Annotated in this window: 23 protein-coding genes; 19 read left to right on the top strand and 4 right to left on the bottom strand. The window is 50.5% G+C overall.

Translation table 11 applies throughout. The features are described 5' to 3' along the window. The first annotated feature begins 16 nt into the window (after positions 1 to 16). The 5 genes from atpA (at position 17) to QZV76_RS01540 (ending at position 5,036) form a co-directional block, all read left to right on the top strand. A complete protein-coding gene (gene atpA, locus QZV76_RS01560) occupies positions 17 to 1,651 on the top strand; it encodes a F0F1 ATP synthase subunit alpha (protein ID WP_290595477.1) in 1,635 nt (544 codons plus the stop codon). A gap of 53 nt (positions 1,652 to 1,704) precedes the next feature. Then, entirely contained in the window at positions 1,705 to 2,673 is a 969-nt protein-coding gene (locus QZV76_RS01555) for a F0F1 ATP synthase subunit gamma (protein ID WP_290595476.1), read from the top strand. Between the two features lie 3 nt (positions 2,674 to 2,676). After that, a complete protein-coding gene (gene atpD, locus QZV76_RS01550; RefSeq protein WP_290595475.1) occupies positions 2,677 to 4,122 on the top strand; it encodes a F0F1 ATP synthase subunit beta in 1,446 nt (481 codons plus the stop codon). A 6-nt stretch (positions 4,123 to 4,128) separates the two neighbouring features. Beyond that, positions 4,129 to 4,515 carry a F0F1 ATP synthase subunit epsilon gene (locus tag QZV76_RS01545; protein WP_290595474.1) on the top strand — a complete coding sequence of 129 codons (387 nt, stop codon included), beginning with the start codon at positions 4,129 to 4,131 and terminating at the stop codon, positions 4,513 to 4,515. Positions 4,516 to 4,601: 86 nt separating this feature from the next. Next, complete coding sequence (locus QZV76_RS01540) at positions 4,602 to 5,036, top strand: DUF2550 domain-containing protein (RefSeq protein WP_290595473.1); 435 nt, start codon at positions 4,602 to 4,604, stop codon at positions 5,034 to 5,036. A 56-nt stretch (positions 5,037 to 5,092) separates the two neighbouring features. On the opposite strand, the gene QZV76_RS01535 is transcribed toward QZV76_RS01540, so the two are convergent. Both QZV76_RS01535 and QZV76_RS01530 read right to left on the bottom strand, forming a co-directional pair. Further along, positions 5,093 to 6,763 carry an adenylate/guanylate cyclase domain-containing protein gene (locus QZV76_RS01535; protein WP_290595472.1) on the bottom strand — a complete coding sequence of 557 codons (1,671 nt, stop codon included), beginning with the start codon at positions 6,761 to 6,763 and terminating at the stop codon, positions 5,093 to 5,095. Positions 6,764 to 6,834: 71 nt separating this feature from the next. Beyond that, a complete protein-coding gene (locus tag QZV76_RS01530) occupies positions 6,835 to 7,431 on the bottom strand; it encodes an NUDIX hydrolase (protein WP_290595471.1) in 597 nt (198 codons plus the stop codon). Positions 7,432 to 7,490: 59 nt separating this feature from the next. Here QZV76_RS01530 and nucS point away from each other — a divergent pair, with 59 nt between their 5' ends. Both nucS and QZV76_RS01520 read left to right on the top strand, forming a co-directional pair. Continuing rightward, positions 7,491 to 8,183 (top strand): endonuclease NucS, encoded by a 693-nt coding sequence (gene nucS / locus QZV76_RS01525; RefSeq protein ID WP_290595470.1) that lies wholly within the window; start codon positions 7,491 to 7,493, stop codon positions 8,181 to 8,183. Between the two features lie 47 nt (positions 8,184 to 8,230). Further along, the gene (locus QZV76_RS01520) at positions 8,231 to 9,274 is read left to right on the top strand and encodes a tetratricopeptide repeat protein (protein WP_290595469.1); all 1,044 of its coding nucleotides are present in this window, start codon (positions 8,231 to 8,233) and stop codon (positions 9,272 to 9,274) included. Here QZV76_RS01520 and QZV76_RS01515 read toward each other — a convergent pair. Continuing rightward, entirely contained in the window at positions 9,271 to 11,277 is a 2,007-nt protein-coding gene (locus tag QZV76_RS01515) for a maltotransferase domain-containing protein (RefSeq protein ID WP_290595468.1), read from the bottom strand. The genes QZV76_RS01520 and QZV76_RS01515 overlap by 4 nt on opposite strands. Before the next feature lie 100 nt (positions 11,278 to 11,377). On the opposite strand from QZV76_RS01515, the gene QZV76_RS01510 reads away from it, so the two are divergent. The 7 genes from QZV76_RS01510 (at position 11,378) to QZV76_RS01480 (ending at position 18,985) form a co-directional block, all read left to right on the top strand. Next, entirely contained in the window at positions 11,378 to 12,268 is an 891-nt protein-coding gene (locus QZV76_RS01510) for an ABC transporter ATP-binding protein (protein ID WP_290595467.1), read from the top strand. A 65-nt stretch (positions 12,269 to 12,333) separates the two neighbouring features. Then, the gene (locus tag QZV76_RS01505) at positions 12,334 to 13,653 is read left to right on the top strand and encodes a class I SAM-dependent methyltransferase (RefSeq protein WP_290595466.1); all 1,320 of its coding nucleotides are present in this window, start codon (positions 12,334 to 12,336) and stop codon (positions 13,651 to 13,653) included. Between the two features lie 183 nt (positions 13,654 to 13,836). Beyond that, entirely contained in the window at positions 13,837 to 14,628 is a 792-nt protein-coding gene (locus QZV76_RS01500) for an electron transfer flavoprotein subunit beta/FixA family protein (protein ID WP_290595465.1), read from the top strand. Positions 14,629 to 14,641: 13 nt separating this feature from the next. Beyond that, positions 14,642 to 15,622: an electron transfer flavoprotein subunit alpha/FixB family protein gene (locus QZV76_RS01495; RefSeq protein ID WP_290595464.1), complete on the top strand. Its 981-nt coding sequence runs from the start codon at positions 14,642 to 14,644 to the stop codon at positions 15,620 to 15,622. Between the two features lie 40 nt (positions 15,623 to 15,662). Next, positions 15,663 to 16,883, top strand: coding sequence for a cysteine desulfurase family protein (locus QZV76_RS01490; protein ID WP_290595463.1), 1,221 nt, complete (start codon positions 15,663 to 15,665; stop codon positions 16,881 to 16,883). Between the two features lie 9 nt (positions 16,884 to 16,892). Then, positions 16,893 to 18,116: a tRNA 2-thiouridine(34) synthase MnmA gene (gene mnmA / locus QZV76_RS01485; RefSeq protein WP_290595462.1), complete on the top strand. Its 1,224-nt coding sequence runs from the start codon at positions 16,893 to 16,895 to the stop codon at positions 18,114 to 18,116. After that, the gene (locus tag QZV76_RS01480; protein ID WP_290595461.1) at positions 18,116 to 18,985 is read left to right on the top strand and encodes a hypothetical protein; all 870 of its coding nucleotides are present in this window, start codon (positions 18,116 to 18,118) and stop codon (positions 18,983 to 18,985) included. Before mnmA ends, QZV76_RS01480 begins: the two co-directional genes overlap by 1 nt. 155 nt (positions 18,986 to 19,140) lie before the next feature. Here QZV76_RS01480 and QZV76_RS01475 read toward each other — a convergent pair whose 3' ends face one another. Then, positions 19,141 to 19,857, bottom strand: coding sequence for a 3'-5' exonuclease (locus QZV76_RS01475; RefSeq protein ID WP_290595460.1), 717 nt, complete (start codon positions 19,855 to 19,857; stop codon positions 19,141 to 19,143). A gap of 115 nt (positions 19,858 to 19,972) precedes the next feature. Here QZV76_RS01475 and ligA point away from each other — a divergent pair, with 115 nt between their 5' ends. The 5 genes from ligA (at position 19,973) to QZV76_RS01450 (ending at position 25,803) form a co-directional block, all read left to right on the top strand. Continuing rightward, positions 19,973 to 22,132, top strand: coding sequence for an NAD-dependent DNA ligase LigA (ligA, locus tag QZV76_RS01470; protein WP_290595459.1), 2,160 nt, complete (start codon positions 19,973 to 19,975; stop codon positions 22,130 to 22,132). Then, positions 22,129 to 22,665 carry a GNAT family N-acetyltransferase gene (locus tag QZV76_RS01465; RefSeq protein WP_290595458.1) on the top strand — a complete coding sequence of 179 codons (537 nt, stop codon included), beginning with the start codon at positions 22,129 to 22,131 and terminating at the stop codon, positions 22,663 to 22,665. Before ligA ends, QZV76_RS01465 begins: the two co-directional genes overlap by 4 nt. A 55-nt stretch (positions 22,666 to 22,720) precedes the next feature. Beyond that, positions 22,721 to 23,023 (top strand): Asp-tRNA(Asn)/Glu-tRNA(Gln) amidotransferase subunit GatC, encoded by a 303-nt coding sequence (gene gatC, locus QZV76_RS01460; protein WP_290595457.1) that lies wholly within the window; start codon positions 22,721 to 22,723, stop codon positions 23,021 to 23,023. 5 nt (positions 23,024 to 23,028) lie between these two features. Continuing rightward, entirely contained in the window at positions 23,029 to 24,528 is a 1,500-nt protein-coding gene (gene gatA, locus QZV76_RS01455) for an Asp-tRNA(Asn)/Glu-tRNA(Gln) amidotransferase subunit GatA (protein ID WP_290595456.1), read from the top strand. A 234-nt stretch (positions 24,529 to 24,762) separates the two neighbouring features. Next, on the top strand, positions 24,763 to 25,803 hold the full coding sequence (locus QZV76_RS01450; RefSeq protein ID WP_290595455.1) for a 6-phosphofructokinase: 1,041 nt from the start codon (positions 24,763 to 24,765) through the stop codon (positions 25,801 to 25,803). Positions 25,804 to 25,926: the final 123 nt, after the last annotated feature.

Raw genomic sequence — 25,926 nt, 5'->3', positions numbered from 1 at the left:
GAAGAGCAGGGAAAAGATGGCGGAGTTAAAGATCTCCTCCGAAGAAATTCGGGATGCCCTTGCGCAGTTCCGGGATAGTTACGATCCCAACGCTACCCGTAGTGAAGTTGGTGCTGTCGTTGAGGCAGCTGATGGTATTGCCCGTGTCAGTGGCCTACCGTCAGTTATGGCTAATGAGCTACTTGAATTCCCAGGTGGTGTACTTGGTGTTGCTCAAAACCTTGACGAGCGCGAAATCGGCGCTGTAGTACTGGGTAGCTTTGAACAGATTAAAGAGGGTGACGAAGTTCGTCGTACTGGGGAAGTACTTTCTATTCCCGTCGGCGATGCTTTCCTTGGCCGCGTTATTAATCCGCTGGGCCAGCCTATCGATGGTAAGGGCCCAATAGGGTCTGAGGCGGAACGCCCCCTCGAGCTGCAGGCACCTACTGTACTTCAACGTAAACCGGTCAGTGAGCCTATGCAGACAGGCTTAAAGGCTATTGATGCAATGACCCCTATTGGTCGTGGTCAGCGTCAGCTCATCATTGGCGATCGCAAGACTGGTAAAACCTCTATCTGTACTGACACTATTATCAACCAGAAGGCTAACTGGGAATCTGGAGATCCTTCTAAGCAAGTGCGGTGCATTTATGTTGCTATTGGTCAAAAGGGTTCCACTATCGCTGGTGTCCAAGCTGCGCTAGAAGAGTACGGCGCAATGGAATATACGACGATTGTGGCCGCTCCTGCATCTGATTCTGCTGGTTTTAAGTGGCTCGCTCCCTTCTCGGGCTCCGCTTTGGGTCAGCACTGGATGTACCAGGGCAAACACGTTCTTATTATTTTCGACGATCTATCTAAGCAGGCGGAAGCTTACCGAGCTATTTCGCTTCTGCTACGTCGTCCACCGGGACGTGAAGCATACCCTGGCGATGTGTTCTATCTGCACTCTCGTCTACTTGAGCGTTGTGCCAAGCTTTCTGATGACATGGGTGGCGGATCTATGACGGGTCTCCCCATCGTCGAGACCAAGGCTAATGACGTTTCTGCTTATATTCCAACGAACGTCATTTCTATTACAGATGGTCAGGTCTTCCTGGAGTCCAACCTCTTTAACAGTGGTGTTCGACCTGCTGTTAACGTTGGTATTTCTGTTTCCCGTGTCGGTGGTGCTGCACAGACAAAGGGAATGAAGAAAGTATCTGGCAGTGTGCGTCTGGATCTTGCTTCTTTCCGTGAGCTAGAAGACTTCGCTGCTTTTGCTTCCGACCTTGACGATGCGTCCAAGCGGCAGTTGGCTCGTGGTTCACGCTTGGTTGAAATCTTGAAGCAGGGTGAGCACCATCCGTGGCCAGTGGAAGACCAGATTGTCACCATTTACTTGGCCAGTAATGGTCACTACGACGAAGTCCCGGTAGGGGAGGTACGTCGTTTTGAAGAGCAGCTGATGAGTGAGTTGCATCGTAACTCTGCGGATATCTTCACTGATATTGAGGGCGGACAGCCGCTGACTGACGATGTTATCGCTAAGCTCGTTGCTGCAACTGACAACTTCAAGAAGATTTTCCGTCTCTCCGATGGTTCTGCATTGCATGCGGAGGCTATTGAAGAAGAAGCAGTCACACAAGAAACTCTGCCGGTGAAGCGTACTGCTTCTCGCGAAGCGTAAGGTGTGATGACAATGATGACGACTTCTACCAATCAGAGAGGAGGGAGCGATCTATGGCAGATTTGAAAGCGCTAAAAAATCGTATTTCGGCGACAAGGTCTAATGCGAAAATTTTTCACGCGCAGGAACTTATTGCTACGTCACGTATTACTCGTGCTCAGGCCCGTACTGCTGCACAAGCACCGTATGCACAAGAAATTGTCAACGTGCTGTCTGCAGTGGCTGGTGCGACTAACATGACGCATCCTCTTCTCGCAGATCGGTCTAATCCTAAGCGTGCAGCCGTGCTCATTATTACTAGTGATCGAGGCATGTGTGGCGGTTATAACCACAATGTTTTGAAGGCTTGTGATGAGCTCTGTGAGATGTTGAAAGAACATGGTACAGAACCAGTTCTCTATGTCATGGGGGCAAAAGGCATTGCCCACTACTCCTTCCATGATCATCACCTAGCAGGCCAATGGTCGGGATTCTCAATGAATCCAGAGTATGAGAATCTCAAGAGTCCCCTTGAACATCTGTTAGATAGCTACTTAACGGGGTCTGGAGGTACTTTGTCTGCCCCTGATGGCTCGGAAATTGCTGGTTGTGACGCCATTTACTTGGTGTACACCACATTCCGTTCGATGCTGTCTCAGATTCCAACAGTGCGTCGTATGATCCCAATTGAGCCGGTCTACGACGATGATCCCATTACTCTCGGTGAGGATTTACTCTCCGATCCGACTGATTCTGATTCGCTATCTCCTGAATATGAGTTTGAGCCAGATGCTGAAGAGCTTCTTGACAAGCTTCTGCCGCGTTATATTACGACGCGTGTTTTTGCAGCTGCGCTCGAATCAGCTGCTTCGGAGTGTGCTGCTCGTCGTACAGCAATGAAGGCAGCTACAGATAACGCTAATGAGCTCATTAAGGACTTGAGCCGCCTCGCTAACACGGCTCGACAGGCTCAGATTACCCAAGAAATTACCGAGATCGTTGGTGGAGCTGGCGCTCTCTCGGAGAGTGCAGGAAGAGATTAAGAGATGACCTCAGCCCTGACTGATCAAAAATCAGCGGATATCGCTCTTGAAGGACGAGTTGTTCGTGTTATCGGCGCCGTGGTGGATATAGAGTTCCCGCGGGGCGCCATTCCAGAAATTAATAATGCTCTCTATGTGAATGCTACTTTGAGCGGCAATACCCATAAGATCACGCTCGAGGTTGCCCAGCATCTGGGAGATAACATTGTCCGTACAATCGCTATGCAACCTACTGACGGTATTGTTCGTGGTGCCAAGGTTGTCGATAGCGGTAATCCCATTTCCGTGCCTGTGGGAGATGTCGTTAAGGGCCACATTTTTAACGCCCTTGGCGATTGCCTCGATAAGCCTGGTCTTGGGCGTGATGGAGAGCAGTGGTCCATTCACCGCGAGCCTCCAAGCTATGACCAACTTGAAGGTAAAACTGAGATCCTTGAAACCGGTATTAAGGTTATTGACCTCCTTACCCCCTACGTAAAGGGTGGCAAGATTGGCCTTTTCGGTGGTGCTGGTGTTGGTAAGACAGTGCTTATTCAGGAGATGATTACGCGTATTGCGCGTGAGTTCTCCGGTACCTCAGTATTCGCTGGTGTTGGTGAGCGTACCCGTGAAGGTACCGACCTCATTCTCGAGATGGGCGATATGGGTGTTCTTCCCGATACCGCTCTTGTGTTCGGACAGATGGACGAACCGCCGGGAGTTCGTATGCGCGTCGCACTTTCTGCTCTGACCATGGCGGAGTACTTCCGCGATGTACAGGGCCAGGATGTGCTTCTCTTCATCGACAACATCTTCCGTTTCACCCAGGCCGGTTCAGAGGTTTCTACCCTGCTAGGCCGTATGCCTTCCGCCGTGGGTTATCAGCCAACCTTGGCTGATGAAATGGGTCAGTTGCAGGAGCGTATTACCTCAGTTAAGGGTCACTCTATTACGTCACTGCAGGCTGTTTATGTGCCTGCTGATGACTACACCGACCCGGCACCTGCCACAACCTTCGCCCACCTTGATGCAACCACTGAGCTTTCACGTGGTATTGCTTCAAAGGGTATCTACCCGGCAGTGGATCCGCTTTCTTCTACCTCCCGTATTTTGGAGCCAGGTATTGTTGGCGAAGAGCATTATCGAGTTGCTCAGAATGTCATCAATATTTTGCAGAAGTACAAGGAGTTGCAGGATATCATCGCCATTCTTGGTATGGATGAACTTTCAGAAGAGGATAAGGTACTGGTTGGTCGTGCCCGCCGTATCGAGCGTTTCCTCGGCCAGAATATGCTGGTTGGTGAAAAGTTCACCGGTATCCCAGGTTCTGTTGTTCCTCTTTCCGATACTATTGAGGCCTTCGATAAGATCTGCCAGGGTGACTTTGATAATTATCCTGAGCAGGCTTTCAGCAATGTTGGTGGACTTGATCAGGTAGAGGACAGGGCCAAAGCTCTCGAGGAAGAATAATCTGTTATGTCTGACTTGGATGTTTCAATCGTTTCGGTTGATGGCTCAGTCTGGTCCGGTACCGCAGCTAGTGTTACTAGTACGACGGTTGAAGGCGAGATGGGTATCCTCTATGGGCGTCAGCCAATCCTTGCCCAGATGGCAGAGGACGGCGTTGTGACTGTACACAGCGCCGATGGTGACTTCCTCGTCTTTGCTGTTTCTGGCGGTCTTCTTTCATGCACAGGTAAGCATGTTATGGTGATGGCTGAAAAGGCTATCCCCGCCGACAACATATCTCTTGCGGATGTTGAGAAGCAGTTGGCTGATCTTCCAGAGGATACTCCCGAGTGGAAGCGGTCTCATTTGCGTGCACAAATTCGTGCCGCTAAGAGACTCGCTGCAGCAGCATAGTAAAAAAAGAATAGATGACTTTGTTTTGTACTTGGACTCTAACGACAAGTTGGAAATAGAAGTGGAATTCAAGGTATGCTGCCCTTATGTGGTGGGTTAGTATCGTAGCCGTCGGTGTGTTACTTATTGCACTGGCGGCTGCGTTGTATTTTTTCTACCGTCACATGACTGCACTGCAGGGTAAGGGGACGGGAGTGCTCATGCGGACGCTGCCTGCGGAAGGCAGTCATGGGTGGCGTCATGGGATCCTCGTCTATGAAGAAAATTGTGTACGCTACTACCAACTTCTTAAGTTTGTTAGCCGTCAATCATTCGATTTAAATCGCGAAGACATTCGTATCTCATCTCGTCGCAGCCCAAACTCTTCTGAGAGTTCGTTGATGGAAGAGAATACTCGTATTGTTTCCGTCACTGGCTGCACCCCAGAGGTAGAGTTAGCATTAAGTCCATCTGCGCATGCAGCATTATTGTCGTGGTTAGAATCTCGTCCCTCTAAGCGGTTATACCACCAAGGTCTGTAAATATTTGTGCTCTTTTTACTCTTCTTGTGAGGAGAGCTTTTTGTGGGGCAGCGACTTTATAACTGTGTGGTGTTGTGGTCGGGCGTATTAGTCTGCATAGTGCCGTCGTGGTGCTTGTTCTGCTGCTGTCGTTCCTTGCGTAGGGCAAAAGATGTGACAACGGGGTTTTCTGGGCGTGCAAGTACGGTTGCGTCGGAGCGACCTCGTAGGACTGTTGCGCCGTCAATCATCCAGAAATGGGCTTCTTCTTCATTGGCCATATTAACTGTTCTCTGTGACGCTAAAATACGGCCGGGCTCTTGTTTAGCAAGCTCAGACAGGCGCGATGCGATATTGACGGGATCACCGATAACGGTGTATTCGTAACGATCTTTTGACCCAATATTGCCGGCAACTACACGGCCTGCTGATATTCCTACTGCGGCAGCAATCTCGGGAAGTTCATGATCGAGACGGTTCATAACTACCCGAGCGCAATAGAGTGATGCGCCTGCTGGATCCGGGTGATCGTCCGGGACATTAAAAATGGCTAGTACTGCATCGCCGGCGAATTTATTAACGACTCCACCTGCACGATTAACTTCCTCTACAACAATTGTGTAGAAGCGATTGAGCAGGTCAACAACGGTGTAACTGTCGTATTCTAAACTGAGCTTTGTAGACCCAATAATGTCAATAAAGAAGACAGAAGCGTCTCGCTTTGTGACGTTTCGTTCTTCAGGCTGAGCAGAGAGCGCCTGATCAGCAATTTTTGACCCCACGTGTTGGCGGAATAGGTCTTTTATATGCTGTTGTTCGCGCAGCTCATGCACCATGTTGTTGAATCCAGCTTGAAGTCCACCAATTTCAGAGCCATCGAACACTGCAACTTCGGTATCTAAATCACCCACTGATACGCGTTCCATGCCGTGACGTACTTGCTGCAATGGGGGAGTGATGTACGTGGAAATCTGCAGGTTGAGTACAGCGGAGAAGAGTAGTACGCATACTGCAATGATGACGATGAAGCGTGACATCTCTTGGATAGAGAATTCAGTTGTATGAAGATTCGTAGCACCAATAAGAAGAAGCCCTAGGATAGGCAAACCGGTACCTGCCAACCATACGAGGAACATGCGGGACGCAATTCCCGTGACGGTACGGCTTTGTGGCCCATAGTGGGAGAGGACAACGGAAGCTGCGGGGCGGAGCGCGAACTCTGAGGCGAGAAAACAGAGTGCCGCCATAATGATTGACCCAACGATAACAGTAAGGGCAACTTTTAACCCCATAGAGGGTTCTATATGGCCATAACAACAGCCGAAAATAAGCGCCCCAATAAGCCAGAGAATGAGCTGTAGAAGTGTCAGGTAACGCGGCCCGAGTAAAACTAGCGTGCGATTTTTCTCTGTAGGGGGTTGTTCATCGACGAACCACTTCAAAGCATAGTTTGTATAGAAGTAGCACCCAGAAATTCCCACAATATAAGAGATAGCGATAAAGGCAGGAACTGCTTTCCAGGTAAGTGTTGCGACGTCGGGAGCAAAGATACGATCTGACGGCACAATGCTGGAGATAATGAGGAGACATGCCAGAGCACCGGATAAGTGAGCGCCGCTGAGGAGTGCCCACAAAAGAAGAAAAATACGAGTTCGTGTTTTTTTCGGTGTGTCGTTAGCAGATCCGAGAAGAGGAGACCCGAACCGCGATTCGTGTTTCTTGGGAGTCTCTTCTGTGGATGATTCCACCGGAGTAATGTACCTACGAGGGTACGGAGGCCGGTGTGGTTTGGGAGAGTGCGCAGTCATTGTCTTTAAGCCTAAAACTCCACATGTAGTTGTACCAATGACCATGCAGCCAGGGTCTGCGCATCATTAATAAGACCAGCGGATATAGACTTTTTTAGTTTCGGTAGTGGCCACCATCGGCACACTATATCGGCTTCCGTATCTTCTCTTTCTGGCGAGCCAGGGGTTAAGTCACGCATAAGAAAAACATGTTGTACTTGGTCAACGAATCCGGGAGCTACGTCAATACAACCAACTTTAGTGACGGTTGCTGCACGATAGCCTGTTTCTTCGCGGAGCTCTCTTTGCGCAAGGTCATTTGGGTTTTGCTCAGCACGATGTGGAGCAGTCCCGGCGATGAATTCCCAGGAGCGTCGCTGGAGAGCGTAGCGGTACTGCTCCACCATAAGAACTTCGCCTTCTTTATGACATTGGGAAGGCCGCCATGCCACAACGACAACCCCACTGGGTTTATGAACAACGCCATAGATCCCGGGAGAACCATCTGCCTGCCGAAGATCAGATTCGGTAACTACCATCCAGTTATTCCGATATACCTCGCGAGTTGCAAGAGTAGTTGGTTGTCCAAAAACAGGTTCGTGGGGTAGTGGACACTCGCAGCCTGACATAGCTCCATTCTAAGCAAGGTAATGCCCATTTCCACACAATCTGCCCTATCGTAGGAGGGGTGCGATTAGTTATTGCAGACTGCCAAGTAGATTATGTTGGTCGGCTAAGTGCCCACCTTCCTATGTCCCGTCGTCTTATTCTGATAAAAGCTGATGGTTCTATTAGCGTGCATGCAGATGACCGCGCTTATAAACCACTGAATTGGATGACACCACCCTGTTGGTTTGACGAGCAAGATGTCTTAGATGAAGATGACGTACCCACTGGAGAAAAACTGTGGGTCGTCGAGAATAAAGCACGCGAGCAACTCCGTATTCTTATCGGAGATATTGTGCTGGATGAAGAAATTGAGCTTGGACCGGATCCTGGGCTTGAAAAAGATGGCGTGGAGCAACATCTTCAGGAACTTTTAGCCGAGCATATTGATGTTTTGGGTGAAGGTTTTACGTTGGTACGGCGTGAGTACCCTACTGCCATTGGCCCTGTCGACATTCTGTGTCGGGATGCGGAGGGAGGCGCAGTGGCAGTAGAGATTAAGCGTGTGGGTGGTATCGATGGGGTTGAGCAACTTACCCGTTATCTCGATATGTTGAATCGTGATCCACTGTTGGCGCCGGTTATGGGAGTTTTTGCTGCACAGAGTATTAAACCGCAGGCGCAGACACTGGCGGAAGATCGTGGAATCCGTTGCGCTATCTTAGATTATGATGAATTACGCGGTATCGAGAGTACTGAGCTGCGGCTTTTTTGATAGAAGAATACACTTGTTTGTAATGACGCAAGAGGTGAGGAAGTTTCGTGGAAAATATTGATCTCTCTGCTCTCAAAAAAGTTGCAGAAGCCCGTGTTGCCGAAGAAGAACAACGTGCAAAAGCTCATCAGCCTCATCCAAACGGAGGCATGACGGGAGCTGCAGCGGATAGTGCTCATACTGCTGCTAGTGCCGCTGAGAATGAGAGCACTATTTTCAGAACAGATACAGAGACATCTCATGGTGTCTCTCTCCCCACCGTTATTGAACTTACGGAAGCCAACTTTGAAGCTATGCTCAAGGTGTCGGACTATGTTCCCGTAGTTGTGGAACTATGGGCTGACTGGTCGCAGCCTTGTAAGCAGTTCACTCCTCTTCTTGAGAAGTTAGCCGCTGATTACCATGGTCAATGGATCCTTGCGACAGCAAATACTGAAAAAGAAGTAGTGCTGGCGCAAGCCTTCAAAGCGCAATCTGTACCGACAGTAGTGGCTATGGCGAAGGGACGTCCGCTTGATGCGTTTGCGGGTGTGCAGCCGGAAGCGCAGCTAAGGGGATGGCTTGATGCTCTCCTTAACGTTGTCAACGGACGATTGACTCCTATTCCTGCCGATGGCACTATTCCAGGACTTGACGCTTTTGGCGAGTTTGGATCTACCTCAGAAGATGCTGTGCCTGCGTCACCTAGCATTGTTGATGAAGCGGATGCACTAGCCGATAAAGGCGACTATGCTGCCGCTGAGAAGCTACTGCATGACTATTTGGCTCATCATCCGGGAGATCACGCGGCAGAATCGGCATTAGCCCTGTACCAAACGCTTGCCCGTGCAGCCACTACTGACGAGAACACTATTGCAAAAGCGGACGCACACCTAGACGATGTTTCTGCACAGTGCGATGCAGCCGATCGAGAGATGACAGAAGTAGGAGCAGAAGCAGCATTTATGCGATTGCTCAACACGATCGCTCGCACTACTGGTGATGACAGAGCTAAAGCACGTGACCATCTAGTGAAGCTATTCGCTATGTGTGACTCTGCCGATCCTCTAGTTTTAGCCGCACGGCAGCAATTAGCATCGTTGCTTTTTTAGGTATCTTTTCGATAGCAAAGACGTGCGCGACGCTTCCGTGGAATACGCGGAAGCGTAAAGATGTGTGCAATACTCTCCTCTGGTGTTAATTTCACATGATTGCAGTCTGTCCAGCGGAAAGTTTGTTGTGTGACATCGTCGTAAACGTCTATGTGGTCGTGCCAGTCCAATCCTAGGGCAGGCATGTTGAGACTGATTGTGGTCTCCTCTGTCTCTCGTGGATTGAGAGTAATAACAACACAAACAGAGTCACCAGTTTTTGGATCGAATTTTGAGTATGCAATAACAGCATCATTATCGCAGTGATGAAAAACTAGCTGACGATTTTGCTGTAGTGCTGGATGCTCGCGACGAATACGGTTGAGGGTAGTAATCCACGGCTCTACGCTCTTTCCCTCTGCGCAGGCTTGGGCGAAATCGCGTGGACGGAGTTCATATTTTTCAGAGTGGAGGTATTCCTCCGAACCTGGTAGAACAGCATGTTCACAGATTTCAAAACCGGAGTACATACCCCAGCTGGCAAAGAGGGTAGCTGCCAGGGCAGCACGGATGGCAAACATTTGCGGGTTACCATCGTGCAGATTTTCCTGTAGCACACTGGGAGTATTAGTAAAAAGATTTGGCCGGGCTTCATCGAGGTGGCGGAGTGTGTGGAGACTGAACTCCTCTAATTCTTGCTTTGTTGTTTTCCATATAAAGTGCGTGTAGGACTGCGAAAAGCCCAAACGTGCAAGACCGAACATAGGAGCAGGGCGGGTGAATGTTTCAGCAAGGAAAAGAACATCTGAATCTGTCTTTTTAATGCGAGAGATAAGGTCTTCCCAGAACATTCCCGGCTTACTATCGGGTCGGTCGACGGCGAAGATGCGGACGCCTCTTTTTATCCATACACGGACGATACGCTCGATTTCTTGTATCAGCCCGTCATAGTCATTGTCGAAGTTGAGAAGATAAATATCGGGGTATTTATGCGGAGGATTTTCCGCAACAGCCAGGTACCCATCGGGAAGGATAGTGAACCATTCGGGGTGTGACTGCACCCATGGATGGTCTGGAGCGCACTGCAAGGTAAGGCTGAGGGCAACATCTAAGCCCTGCTTGCGGGCAGCTTTAACAAGGTGGGCAAGATCTTTCTTAGTTCCCAACTGTGGATGGGTTGCGTCGTGACCGCCCTCTTTAGAACCAATAGCCCAGGAGCTGCCAACATCTTGTGGTGTTGCGGTAAGAGAATTGTCACGCCCTTTTCTATTCACTTCTCCAATGGGGTGAATGGGAGGAAAATAGACAACATCGAATCCCATGTCGGCAATGCGTTTTAACTCTTTTTCCGTGGTGGAGAAGCTACCGTGAACTGGTTTGCCATTCTTGTCACGACCACCTGTAGACCGGGGGAAGAGCTCATACCAGGAGCTAAACATTGCCTTCGTACGATCGACCCATATGCGGTAAGGCTTCCCATGAGTGAGGAGATCTCGTACGGGACGTTTGGCAAGGATCTTTGTAACTTTTTTAGAGAGGGCCGGACCAACGCGTTCAGGTAGTGCAAGAGTAGTGTCGCGTAAGGCGTTAATAGCCTCTTGAAGCACTGCTTTTACAGTTTTTTTACTGTTTTGAAGCAATGCGGCTTCCAGTATTTCGGCACCAATTTCAAGATCGTTAGCAAGGTCGTGAGCTTCTTGGCCCGCATTAATCTTCGCAGTGATGTCGTGTACCCACGTAGAACGAACATCTGACCATGTATCAATGCGGAATGTCCACATTCCTTCAGTATCGGGGACAAAGCAAGCGTGAAAAGTATCGTCGATATCACCAGGCGTCATGCTAATACGCTGCGCTTTAGTATGGTCAGGACCCTTTACCCAGAGCGTACAAGCAAGTTTGTTGTACCCTTCGCGCCATGCGGTTGCGCTGACCGGAATAACTTCTCCTACAACAGCTTTAGAAGGAGAGTTTCCATTATCGACAACGGGCTGGACATTAGTAACACCGAACCGTCCGATCACTGCGGTTTCTCCCTAAAAAGATATCACTCTTCGATATCAGCATAGTGGATAAACGGTACCGCTGATACCATCACTAGAGAGCAAGAGGAAGGGGTCTGAGGTGGCTTTCGCTGATAGTCCAGTACAGTATCCAACACAGCATTCAGCACACAATGGTGCAACTGTATCATGGGGGAATGTTGTAGATGCGCGTGACGTCCTACTTTACCGCGGCGATACCACTCTTGTGGGTCCCCTTAGCTGGCGTGTTAATGCGGGTGAACAATGGATTATTTTTGGGCCTAATGGTGCCGGAAAGACATCCCTCCTACGCCTTCTAACTGGCGATCTGTACCCATCTCGAGGAACTCTGAACGTCCTCGGGGAAGAATTCGGGCATACTGATCTCACCGAATTACGAACTCGCATAGGAGTGTCCTCCGCTGCTTTAGCGCGTCATGTACCCGCCCAAGAAACTGTCCTCAATGTTGTCCTATCTGCCGGATATTCCATGCTTGGTCGGTGGAAAGAGGAATACCTTCCCGAAGACCTCGATAGGGCAACAGCATTACTGGAAGATTTCTCTGTTATTCATTTACACGATCGTCCCTTTGGCCTGTTAAGCGAAGGGGAGCAGAAGCGTGTCCTTATTGCGCGAGCTCTTATGGCGGTGCCAGAACTGTTACTTCTTGACGAACCCACTTCTGGTCTCGATCTAGGAGGCCGAGAAGATGTTATTGAACTGTTAGAACTTCTCGCACAAGATCCACAAGCCCCTGCCATGGTTATGGTGACGCACCACGTAGAGGAAATCCCACGGTGTTTTACCCACGCAATGATCCTGCGTGAAGGACAGGTAGTTCACCAAGGTCCTATTGCAGACGTCATTACATCGCAAACTATGTCGGATGCCTTCGCACAGCCCATTACCGTTACCAGGGAAGATGGGCGCTTTTTCGCACATCGTGACTATGCACGAGGCCGTCACAGTATGGATCTATCTGGCCGCTGAACACCTATAGTTCCACAGTGTAAATAAGTGTAAATACAACCATAAAACGGATAAGGCAGCGAACTGTGACGATAGTAGCTTCCCCTGAACTAGTAGAGTGGTGGACCACTCCTGCTGGAGAAGATCTCATTAATGCTGTAAGCGCTTTATCGTGGACTCCCGCAGATAGTCTCTCGTCAACGGCACAACTTCGGAGACACTATCCAGATCTCACGCCAGAAATACTGAATGGGACAATTGATCTGGTGCAAGCACGGCAGCGGGCAGTGGAAAAACTAGGGCCTGCCAGTGCCCACTGGTTTCTCACTTTGGCAGCAGTTCAACAAGCTACTCCCTATGCGGTAACACACTACCGATCCCGTCGACTTCTCAGTAGTGATAGTACGATTGCACAGCCTATTCACGATGCCACCTGCTCAGTGGGAACAGAAGTGGCCGCACTAGTCCAGGCTGGCAGCACAGGAGAACTCAGCGGGTCAGATATTGATCAGGCTCGTTTAGCTATGGCGCGCCACAATGTTCCCACAGTCGCATTCCAGGAAGCGGATTGTCTCCACCCCGTATGGGGGAGCGACGTCATCACCCTGCTAGATCCTGCCCGGCGAACCGCCACAGGACAAAGACGCTACCGGGGACCCGATGCCACCACCCCCTCACTGACAGCTGTCCTGGAGGCATATCGTCAGCGCCCGTACCTGATGAAATGCGCCCCTGGTATCGAGTGGGACAAACTTTTCGCAGACGGGTGGGGCACAGGCCCCTGGCAGGGAGAAGTTGAGATTATTTCCATTACCGGATCACACGATGGGGGAGTAAAAGAGGCCGCCCTATGGTCCGTCGATCTGCTTAACCGTATAGCAGGCACAGCAGTGAATGTGGCAGAGGATAACGACGGATACACCAGACGCCGCGCCACCATACTGAGCTCAAACGGGCAGATCGTTGACCAGATAACAAACAGTGCCGCCAACGAGGCCGCTGCCGCAGATGTTCCTACCAGAGAAGTAGGAGAAATCCTCATCGAACCAGACGGGGCAATTGTGCGCGCCGGGCTGGTGCGACACTGGGCAGCACGGCACGGACTGTGGCAACTGGATACGCGTATTGCTCATCTTACGGGTTCTGCCGCACCTGCAGGGGTTGCCTATTATCCAGTGGTAGAGCAAATGCGTTACCGCGTCGCAGACATCAAGAAGGCGCTACGGCATTACCCCACATCAAGCATAGAAATCCTGGTACGCGGCGTTGACGTTGACCCAGCACACCTACGGAAAGCAATTCTTCCTAAACCAGTATCGGACGCTCCCGCCCGTACCCTGGTTATTAGCCGCGTGGGAAGCAATGCAGTGGCATTTCTCTGCGAGGCTCGCCGCATTGGACAATAGTTCCACCCTCTTGGCCAGTTCAGCATTTGTAAACCACGATAAATACGGGTCAATGGACAAATACGGGTCAATACATGTCAAAACTAAGCGCCAAATGGAGAGAAAACTAGGTTGAAAAAGCTATTAGAGTTACCATCTTTGCAGGCGTATTTCCGCTAGTGCACCCTCAAGCAGGAGGTTTACATGTCAGCCACAGTCGTTCTTGTAAAACAAGTTCCTGACTATGAGACAGACAATTCCTTGACCGACGATTTTCGTCTCAACCGCGAAAACGTTGACAAGATCTTAGACGAAACTAATGAGCATGCTGTGGAAGCCGCTGTACAGCTCAATGATATCCTGGAAACCCCACATGAGATCATTGCTCTCACTATGGGCCCTGACAGTGCCGTCGAAGCACTGCGTCGCGCCATGGCAATGGGGGCAGACCGTGGCATTCACATCTGCGATGACGCTCTCGTTGGTTCCGATGCCATCCAAACCTCTTGGGTTCTTGCAAACGCTCTTGGCCATATCGAAGATACAAAACTTATCGTTTGCGGTGACCAATCATCAGATGCAGGTGCGGGCACTGTACCTGCAATCGTTGCTGAGTACCTAGGTATTCCAGCTCTTACCAGCATCCATTCCCTCACCGTTGAACCTGATGGATCCCTCATCGCTGAGCGTGCCACAGACGGCTTTACCTACCAGCTCACCGCGGAAATGCCCGCCCTCATCTCCGTCACAGAAACAATGAACGAACCCCGTTTCCCCTCCTTCAAAGGCATTATGGCTGCCAAGAAAAAGGAAGTTACAGAATGGACTCTTGCGGATATTGGTGTCCTTCCCACACAAGTAGGGCAAAAAGGTGCCGGCACAACAGTAACCGCTACTGAAGAACGGCCTGCCAAATCGCAAGGCGATATTTTTGTTGATAACGGTGATGGTGCTCAACGCATCATGAACTACCTCGTCGCAAAGAAGCTTGTATAGGAGACTATGACCTATGACTATTCTTGTCCCCATTTCCTACACTGGCCGCGGCGACCAGGTACGCCCCACACAATCTAGCCTTGAAGCTCTCACCGCTGCCCGATCCATAGATACGGTGCATGCAATAGTCGTCTGTGAACCAGGCGTTTCAGAAACTCTCGCGGAGGCAATCGCCCCCTACGGTGTAGACGTTCTCCACGCTGCCGAAGACAAGGACGCTTTTACTTTCTTCGCCACCCCCACCGTTGATCTTGTTAGTAGTATCGCTATCGCCGAAGACGCTGCTGGCGTTCTCCTTCCCGATAGCATTATGAACCGCGAAATTGCTGGCCGTATTGCCGTACGCCTCGGCTCTGGACTTGCCTCCGATGTTGTCGCTCTTACCGATATCACCCACGTCACACATTCCATCTTCGGATCACAGCTTGACGTCGCCGCCGAAATACACGGACGCTACCCAGTGGTAGTACTTCGTAACGGCGTTATCGATATCTCCGAAATTTCGCAGGACGACCAAAAAACCGTAGAAATTCGTACAGTCTCTTTACCAGACCCCACTATTCGACGCAGCGTCAAAATTATGAAATGGCAAGAAGACGCCCCGAGCGACCGTCCCAACCTCACTCAAGCAAAAGTTGTTGTAGCTGGTGGCCGCGGTGTGGGATCGGCAGAAGGATTCCACGACTATGTTGAGGGACTTGCCGACCAACTAGGCGCTGCAGTAGGCACCACGCGTGACGCGGTAGATCTTGGATACTGCTCAGGAACTCTCCAAATTGGGCAAACTGGCGTCACCGTCAATCCCGATCTCTACATTGGGCTAGGTATTTCGGGCGCTATCCAGCACAAAGCGGGAATGCAAAATTCTAAACATATTGTGGTTGTCAACAATGATCCCGACGCACAACTTTTTTCACTCGCCGACCTGGGAATTGTTGGTGATGTAGAAGAAATTGTGCCGCAACTTATTGAACTGCTCAAAGCACGCAGCTGACAACAGTCATCGTTGACTCATAGCTGAAGAAAGACACCGAATGCTCTGTGAAGATCCAGAATCTCTAGCTAATGCCGCATATTTCGACCACGCTGCTATTACCCCATTGCGGCCAGAAGCGTTGGAAGCAATGTGTACCTTGGCTAGTGATATAGGCAATCCTTCCAGTGCACATTCCGTGGGAAGACGAGCCCGCTGTCATCTAGAAGAAGCACGTGAGTCTATCGCAGATAATCTAGGGGCCCGCCCCAGCGAAGTTATTTTCGTTAGCTCAGGTACAGAAGCAGACAATCTGGCTCTCAAAGGTATGGCATTACAGCGCGCCGGGCAGGAATGCCATCGTTTGCTCCTTAGTGCGGTGGAGCATCATTCCGTTAGTGATACGGCGAAGTGGCTTTCCGACTATCGACATCACTATTTCGGTATCGATTTGGATATTCTTCCTGTTGATGCGGAGGGACGTGTTCTTCCTGATGTTGTTGCGGAGCGACTGAACCAAGACGATGTACCGCTACTACTGACGGTAATGGCTGCTAATAATGAGACAGGTACTGTTCAGCCTATAACCGAACTAGCAGATCTAGCACTATCTCATGATGTTCCTTTCCACGTGGATGCAGTGCAAGCAGCAACACATATTCCGGTAGATTTTTCACATCCCGGCATCACCACTATGTCGGTTGCGTCCCAAAAAATTGGAGGACCTACCGGTGTAGGGGTTCTTCTGGCTCGCCGTGATGCCCCCCTCATCCCTCTTTTTCACGGCGGTGGGCAGGAACGAGGTTTGCGCCCAGGGACACAGAATCTTTTGGGCATTGTTGGTATGGCTGCTGCGCTACGATCCGCTATCGCACAACAACACGAAGAAACTGTACGGCTTGTTGCCTTGCGAAAGCGACTGATTGATGGACTACATGCTGCCGTCGACGATGTCATTATCAATGGTCCAGAAGAAGCAACCTGTGGGGCGGATACTCCCGTTCTTCCCGGGATAGTGTCAGCTACATTCCCTGGTTGTGAAGGTGATGCCCTTCTTATGCTTCTCGATGGTAAGGATGTGAGTGTCTCCCTTGGTGCTGCGTGTAGTGCTGGTGTGGCACAGGCTTCTGAAGTATTGCTCGCTATGGGCATTCCTGCTCAACAAGCGCGTGGTACACTGCGTCTTTCCATGGGGTACACCACAACAGAGGAGCATATTGATACGCTTCTTCACGCTTTACCTCAGGTGGTGGAACGTGCTCGTTTAGCTGGTCTGGCATAGGCTATACCCATGCGTGTACTAGCTGCCTTATCCGGAGGTGTTGACTCTTCCGTAGCTGCTGCCCGCCTAGTTGATGCTGGGCACGAGGTAGTGGGCATCCATCTTGCACTGTCCAGTGCTCCAGCGACATTACGGACTGGCGCGCGTGGTTGTTGTTCTCTGGAAGATTCTAGCGATGCGCGTCGTGTTGCTGATCAATTAGGCATCCCGTTTTACGTGTGGGATTTTTCTGAGCGTTTCCGTTCGCACGTCATTGAGGATTTTGTTACCACGTATGAACTAGGGGAGACACCTAATCCGTGCTTGCGGTGCAATGAACGAATTAAATTTGATGCTCTCCTCGAACGTGGCCTTGCCTTGGGATATGACGCTGTGGCCACTGGCCATTACGCACAGATTACTGACGGCATGCTGCGCCGTGGTGTGGACTCGGCGAAAGACCAATCGTATGTGTTAGGTGTGCTTAACCGACACCAACTTGATCACTCACTTTTCCCCTGTGGTGATACCGAAAAACCTGATATTCGGAAGGAAGCTGCTGCACACGGTTTCAGTGTGGCATCGAAACCAGACTCTACTGATATCTGTTTCATTCCCAATAGAGATACACGTGGTTTCCTTCACCTTCGGCTCGGTGATCGACCTGGCCCAGTAGTCGATATGGTGACGGGGAAAACCGTTGCGGAACACCACGGTACATACGGTTTTACAATTGGTCAGCGGAAGGGACTAGGGCTCCCTGGTCCACTACCCGATGGATTACCACGCTATGTGGTGGGTATTGATGTGCGCCGTAATACGGTTCTTATTGGTACGCGAGACATGTTGGCAACTAACTATTTACAGGGATGGCCTGGAAACTGGTTAGTAACGGAATTAGCCACTATTGCGGCAGCTGGTGAACATTACCAATTGCGCTGTGAAGTACAAGTACGAGCACACGCTACACCCGTACCATGCACCGTTGAAATAGGTGCTGCGGATACTAACACTGCAGGTACACCAGCGGAGATGACAGGTGGAGTTGTCACTATTCATACGGATACACCGTTGCGTGGTGTCGCATGTGGGCAAACTGCCGTGCTTTACCAGCCAGATCCGGCCGGAGATATTGTCCTTGGATCTGTCACTATCCACGCTACGGCGCGCAACCGTGATGATCTGTACAAAGAATTCCCCAGTGAACATTCTTCTGCTACAACCACAGAGACAATAGCCGCAGAGGATATCTAGTGGACATACGTGCAGAGGGAACCTATCCCGGTACGGATATGCGGCTTACCCTTGCCACAATTGCGGGAGAAGCCAGTCCGAGTTTCTTCTTTCCTGTTCTTCCGGAGCGTGGCTATGAAGCGTCACCAGTAGGACGAATGACAGCTCTGCTACCAGACATGGTATGGGGCTATGGGATACGTACTTTTACCTGCGGAGCGCATGAAACGCGTTTTCACCGGTCTGCCTGTTCACTCCTAGAGCAAGATCTGGATCTACTGGAAGAAACTATCGAAACAACAGGTACAGCGGAGGGGAAACTGACGGTACCGCTCGCAGGACCTGTCACCTGCCTTTCCCATGTGGAACTTTCCAACGGGCATTGGATGTGGACAGATGCAGGTGCAGTGCGGGACCTCATGGAGCAATATGCGGAAATGGTTGCCCATGTCATCAACGAAATAACGCATCGTACGGGCCGTGATGTGTGGATTGTCATTGACGAGACTGAAGCACAGTCAGTATTCGATGGAAGTCTATCTGGGATACATATATGGGAGAGTATGCCCATTCCCGATATGCGAACATTACTGTCCCAATGGGGTGCTAGTGGGGCAGTAGCGCCAGGTCGCGTTGTCCTACGTCTACCGGATATGACGCAGTTTCCGGACCATACCTGGACTCGCTACTGTGATTCGGTAATACGTGCAAAGACATTGCGTTTAGCTCTGCCATTTTCTCTGCGACCAACGGCAGAGCAGCGCGATACTCTAGGAGAGCTGTATGACCAGTGGGGAACTAGCCTAGAACTATATCGCTACCAGTGGCGGTGCCACGCCAGCAGTGGCGCACTCAGGCACAGCGCATTGCACAAGTGCTACACGATATAGCTGTTCCTCCACAGGTAGAGAAAATACCAGCTGTACATGATACAACATTGCGGTGGGCAGCCAGTACCGTGTCCAATACCACGTTTAATGCTGTGCCGTTTCGTCCTGCGGAAAGTGTAGCGGAGTATGTGGGAGCTCTTGCAGAAGTACCAGCGTTAGTCCTCAACGAGTGGCCCCAGTAACGGCCATTCCGTTTCTACAGTGCTATAGTTACGTCCTACCCGTGCCAGATAGTCACGCAGGCTCTGCTGACGTTCCTTCTGCCACTCAGTCTGCTGCGTCATTAATTCCGCAGTGGGTGTTGTACAAAGCTGGGGATAGGTTTCCGCGAGACGGAGTGCCAGCTGTGCAGCCCCCAATGCATCCGCATCAGCCTGGTGAGCATTGTCGAGAGAAACGTTGTAATGTGCGCACACCATGGTTAACGTGCGTCTGCCTTGACGATATTTATCCAGTGCGCGGTCAATAACGTAGGGGTCTATTACTAACCCACGAATCTCAAAACTGGGAACCCAATGGCGCAGGATAGTGAGATCAAATGAGGCGTTGTAGACGATAACTGCGCGATTGTCCTCCCACGCATCGTAAAGACAAGAGACAGTCTCCTCTGCAACCTCCTGGTGGGGGCGTCCCTCTGTGCGCGCTTTTTCTGTTGAGATGCCGTGGACTGCGCTTGCGGCGGCAGGAATATCGCATCCGGGATCAGCAAGCCAATTATGGGCCTCAATGAGGGGTTCTGCCGATGACGTAGTGTCGGGGAAATCAATGTTTAGGCATGAGGATGTGACAATGCGTGCGGTGCGTGGGTTTGGACCAGTAGTTTCGAGGTCGAAAGAGCACACGTGGTGAGGGTTAAAGAAACTGTCTGCCATGGATACTCCTCTGAGGTAAGCAATCGCAGAATATGCACAAAACTGTTCTTCAGGTTACTCTCTGGCTGTAGCAAATTTGGTTAACTTCGTGGTGTGGAAACGTTAGGCTAAAGACGTGATTGACTCAACTATTCAGCAGCGGTGGAATGAGCTAGCGGACACTGTGCGGGACCACCAATTCCGCTACTACGTTATGAATTCACCCATCATTGCAGATAGTGAGTTCGACAAGCTTTTCTATGAGCTAGTAGCACTCGAAGACGAATACCCCGAACTCCGTACACCTAACTCACCTACACAGTTGGTAGGTGGTGGTTTCGAGACTACTTTTCAGTCTGTTGAGCATCCGGAGAGAATGCTCAGTTTAGACGATGTTTTTAGTCCAGAAGAATTAACGGAGTGGCTTACTCGGCTGGAAAATGAGGTGGGGACACACCAGGAATATCTTACGGAACTGAAAATCGATGGTGCCGCAATAGATCTGGTGTATCGAAATGGTGTTTTGGACCGTGCTGCTACTCGCGGTGATGGGCGAGTGGGGGAGGATATTACCCTCAATGCGCGCACTATTGTTGATATCCCCACGCATTTGCGTGAAAATCCGGATTACCCGATCCCTGCTCTGTTAGAAGTGCGCGGGGAAGTGTTTTTTGCTCTTGATGACTTTGCTGCACTTAATGAACGAATTATTAATGAGGCAGCAGAAGCTGACAGGAAACCTAAGCCTTTTGCTAATCCACGCAATGCTGCGGCGGGATCTCTCCGTCAAAAAGATCCGGCAGAGGTGGCTCGTCGCCATCTTCGTATGATTTGTCATGGCTTAGGGAAAACTGAAGGTTTTCATCCTACGACGCAGTGGGAGGCCTATCAAGCTATGGCGTCTTGGGGATTGCATGTTTCCGATAAAACAGAATGCGTCCACGGTATCGATGAGGTCCTTAACAAGATGCGGTACTGGGGTGAACATCGTGCCGAAAGTGAACATGAAACTGATGGATTAGTTGTAAAACTCAATAACATTGCGGAACAACGCAGACTGGGGGCAACATCACGTGTACCGCGGTGGGCTGTTGCCTATAAATATCCACCCGAAGAAGCTATAACGAAACTGCTGGATATTCGCGTTTCTGTAGGGCGAACTGGACGTGTCACACCCTATGCTTTTATGGAACCTGTCACTGTTGCCGGCTCAACAGTATCTAATGCGACGTTGCACAACCAGTTTGAAGTGAAACGTAAGGGTGTTCTCATTGGCGACCAGGTCGTCATTAGAAAAGCTGGAGAAGTTATCCCCGAGGTTTTAGGCCCTATCGTTGATGCGCGTACGGGTGAGGAAAAAGAATTCATCTTTCCCACACACTGTCCTGAATGTGGTGCTCTTCTTGCCCCAGAAAAAGAATCTGACCAGGACTGGCGTTGCCCCAACACACATGGATGTCCGGCGCAGTTGCGGGAACGTCTGTTTTATCTTGCGAGTCGGGCCGCCCTCGATATTGAGGCGCTTGGGGAGAAGGGGGCCCGTGATCTGTACGAGCGGAATATTTTGCATGATGAAGGGGATCTTTTCACCATCACTGCTGCAGATTTGTTAAAAACACAGCAATATACGCGGCGTGCACCCCGTAATGTGGATACGGATCCTAAATATGCGCATACTGCAGTAGGCGAGGTCGATGGACAGCGCGTCATCTTGTCCAAGACTGGGGAGAAGTTACTACAAAACTTAGAAGAGGCAAAAGAACGGCCATTGTGGCGGATTCTCGTTGCTCTTTCCATTCGCCATGTTGGGCCCACCGCTGCTCGTTCTCTAGCAACAGCATTTGGTAGTCTGCAGAAAATTCAGCACTTGGCTATGAGTGGAGAAGTAGCCACGCTATCTGAGGTAGAAGGTGTGGGCGGCATTATTGCAGATTCGCTTGTGGAATGGTTTTCTATAGAGTGGCATCGCGATATCGTTGACAAATGGGCTGCTGCGGGAGTCCGTATGGAGGATTCCCATGAGGAGGATCAGCCCCACACGCTAGAGGGGTTGACGGTGGTTGCTACCGGTTCATTAGAAGGCTTTACGCGCGATTCTGTGAAGGAGGCTATTGTCTCCCATGGTGGTAAGGCAGCCAGTTCTGTTTCCAAGAAAACTGACTACGTTGTTGCTGGTGCTCATGCTGGCTCAAAACTTACTAAAGCAGAGGCTTTAGGTATTCCTGTTCTTAATGAGGAAGAATTTGTTGTGCTACTACACGGTGGCGAAGCAGCGTTAAAGGAGAAACGTGCATGAGCGATAAGAATCGCACTGGGTCTACTACTGGGTTTACTATCCGTCCAATGCGTGAAGAGGATCTGCAGATAGTGGGGGAAATGACGGCTACCACATTTACCCCTTATGAAGATCCCAATTCTCCTTATCTCGATATCTTGCGTGATGTCACTCCGCGTTTTCAGAATGCGGATGCCAATTTTGTTGCTGTTGATGATGTCACCGATCAGATTTTGGGTGCTGTTACATTGGCAGCAGGTGGTAATCCTTGGGCATCAATTGCGCAAGAGGGGGAAATTGAACTACGTACACTCGCTGTAGATGAGGCAGCGCAGGGGCGCGGTATTGGGTCGACACTTGTGCGTACTTGCCAGGAATATGCTGTTCAGAATGGTTTTCACACAGTAGTACTCTCAACTAGGGAGAACATGGTTCCGGCTCACCGAGTGTATGAGCGCATGGGGTTCCAACTGGAACGCTCGCGTTTTTGGAGTCCTGTTCCAGGACTCATTGTTCGTTGCTACGTGTGGCCTGTTCCCACCGCGACGCGGTAGCATTTGCACAGTACATAAGCATTTGCATAGTACGATTCCGAAGAAAGGTGCTTCAGTGGACGGTATTACCCGTGACGATGTCGCTCACCTCGCGAAACTAGCGCGTTTGGCGTTAGCTGATGATGAGTTAGATGAGTTGGCTGGTCAAATTAAGGATATTTTGCAGCACGTGAATGTCATCACGGAGCTTGACACTGAAGGCGTTGACGCAATGAGCCATCCAGTGGCTATCCAGAATATTGCGCATGAGGATGTTACCAAGCCTTGTTTGTCGCAGGAATCAGTATTGAGTCAGGCTCCTGAAGTAGAGGATGGCCGTATCGTCATTCCGCAGATTCTGAGTGAGGGAGGGGAATAACGATAATGAGTGATCTTCGTACTGTTCCTGCTGATTCTATTCTTTCTATGGATGCATATACGCTGGCACAGCGTATACATGCAGGGGAACTATCATCTGTTGCAGTAACGCAAGCCTTCTTGGATCGTATTCAAGAAATCGATGGCGATATCCATGCTTTCCTACATGTTGGCGCGGAGGAAGCTTTAGCAACTGCTCGCAAGGTGGATGAGGATGTTGCAGCTGGTAAGGAACCGGCTTCTCCGCTAGCGGGTGTTCCACTTGCCTTGAAGGATATTTTCACAACGGTTGATGCACCGACAACATGCGCATCGAAAATTCTGGAGGGTTATGTCCCACAGTATGATGCGACTGTTGTGAAGAAGCTCCGCGAAGCTGGCATCCCCATATTGGGTAAGACCAATATGGATGAGTTCGCCATGGGTTCTTCTACGGAAAACTCTGCGTATGGTCCCACCTATAACCCGTGGGATAAGGAGCGTACTCCGGGTGGTTCTGGTGGTGGTTCCGCTGCGGCGTTGGCCTCCTATGAAGCTCCGCTAGCTATTGGTACAGATACGGGTGGTTCAATCCGTCAGCCGGCAGCTCTTACCGCCACGGTAGGGGTGAAGCCCACCTATGGCACAGTATCTCGCTATGGTCTGGTAGCGTGTGCATCGTCCCTGGATCAGGGTGGTCCGTGTGCTCGTACCGTGTTGGATACGGCCATGCTGCACAATGTTATTGCTGGCCATGATGATCATGATTCCACATCATTGTCGGTAGAAATTCCCAATATGGTGGATGCCGCATTGGAGGGTCAGAATAAAGATCTTTCCGGTGTGAAGATTGGCCTTATTAAGGAATTCCTCACTGATGAGGGATGTCAACCTGGAGTAGCGGAGTCTTTCCGTCAGGCAGTTGAAACTCTGCAAGGGTTGGGCGCAGAAATCGTTGAGGTGTCTTGCCCGAACTTCCCCTACGCATTGGCTGCTTATTACCTCATTCTTCCCTCTGAAGTGTCGTCTAATCTGGCCCGCTTTGACGGAATGCGCTACGGACTCCGGGTGGGCGATGATGGGACTCATTCGGTTGACGAGGTGATGTCTCTGACGCGTGCTGCTGGTTTTGGTAAGGAAGTTAAACGCCGCATCATCATTGGTACGTATGCTCTTTCTGCTGGCTACTACGATGCGTACTATACGCAGGCACAGAAGGTTCGTACGCTTATTGCACAGGACTTCCAAAAAGCCTATGAGCAGGTAGATGTGTTGATCTCGCCGACTACTCCGCAGACGGCATTCAAGCTGGGAGAGCGAGTTGACGATCCACTTTCCATGTATCTCTTCGACCTTTACACGTTGCCTCTGAACTTGGCAGGTATTTGTGGTATGTCCGTTCCATCTGGACTGGCATCGGATTCTGGAATGCCTGTGGGTCTGCAGATTATGGCTCCAGCTTTGGAGGATGCTCGTCTTTATCGGGTTGGTGCCGCGTATGAAAAGGCGCGTGGACCACTCTGCTAGCTTTTGCCACTAGACGCTAATATTCTGTGAGAACACTTTGTGAGGAGTCCTCCTCTTCGTCTGAGGAATACAGGCGGAGGGGAGGATTTCGGCGTAATCTGGGCTTATATCAGCGAAACTATGTAGGTGCGGTGAATCTGTTGCTGGATCGGTTAAGTATTCGCTTGTTTATCTCGGTACACTGCACCTATAGCTACTTTTTCTAAGAAATGGCAATAGAGAAGGATTAGTCACATGGGTCTTCGAATTGGTGTTCTGACTGCCGGTGGTGACTGCCCGGGCTTAAATGCAGTTATTCGCGGTGTTGTTCGCACTGCTAACAGCTGCTACGACGCTACAGTGGTGGGTTTCCAAGACGGTTGGACTGGTCTCGTCAACAATTTTCGTATTCAGCTTTATGACAATGAAAGCATCGACAAGATCCTCGACCAAGGTGGCACCATTTTAGGTACTGGTCGCATGAATCCACATGAGTTGGAATCTCGCATAGACGATATCAAAGCGACTCTTGCCGATAATGAAATTGATGCCGTCATTCCTATTGGTGGAGACGGTACCTTGCGCGGCGGTCGTTGGCTGATGGAAAACGGCATTAATGTTGTCGGTGTTCCCAAGACTATCGACAATGACGTTGCCAATACTGACTACACGTTTGGTTTCGATACAGCAGTATCTATTGCCACAGATGCTATTGACCGTCTGCATACCACTGCGGAGTCCCACCAGCGCGTCATGCTGGTAGAAGTCATGGGACGCAACGCCGGATGGATCGCTCTCCAGGCAGGAATGGCCGGAGGCGCACACATGGTTGTTATCCCAGAAGTTCCTTTCGATGTTGATCGCATTGCCAAGCTTATGGAGCGCCGCTTCCAAATGGGTGAATCCTACGCTATCTGCGTGGTAGCCGAGGGGGCACATCCTAAGGAAGGCACGATGGAAATGCGGTCTGGCGGTATCGATAAGTTCGGGCACGAAATATATACGGGCGTTGCGCAACAGCTTGGCGATGAGCTACGTACTCGCCTCTATGATCGCGATATCCGTACCACGGTACTTGGTCATATTCAGCGTGGTGGTACCCCTACTGCTTTTGACCGCGTTCTGGGTACTCGTTTTGGTGTTAATGCTGTCCATGCCGTTGCCGAGGGCGACTTTGGAAAAGTGGTCGCGGTTCGCAATGACAAGATTGAACGCATCACTCTTGATGAGGCAGTCGGCCATCCGAAGAGAGTCCCCATGGATCGCTACAGGGAAATGGAAGCCCTCTTCGGCTAAACGTGCCATAGCGGTGGTATAACTGATCACTTAGTATCGGCTCAATGCGGGTTCAGTGCATGCTTTCTCAGCGAGGAACCGTGTGTTGAGCCGATACTGCAATAACTGCTCTTCTCACCTAAA

The sequence above is a fragment of the Lawsonella sp. genome (assembly GCF_011525565.1).
GTDB classification, from domain to species: domain Bacteria; phylum Actinomycetota; class Actinomycetes; order Mycobacteriales; family Mycobacteriaceae; genus Lawsonella; species Lawsonella clevelandensis_A.
This window is presented reverse-complemented; position numbering and strand designations above follow the sequence as displayed.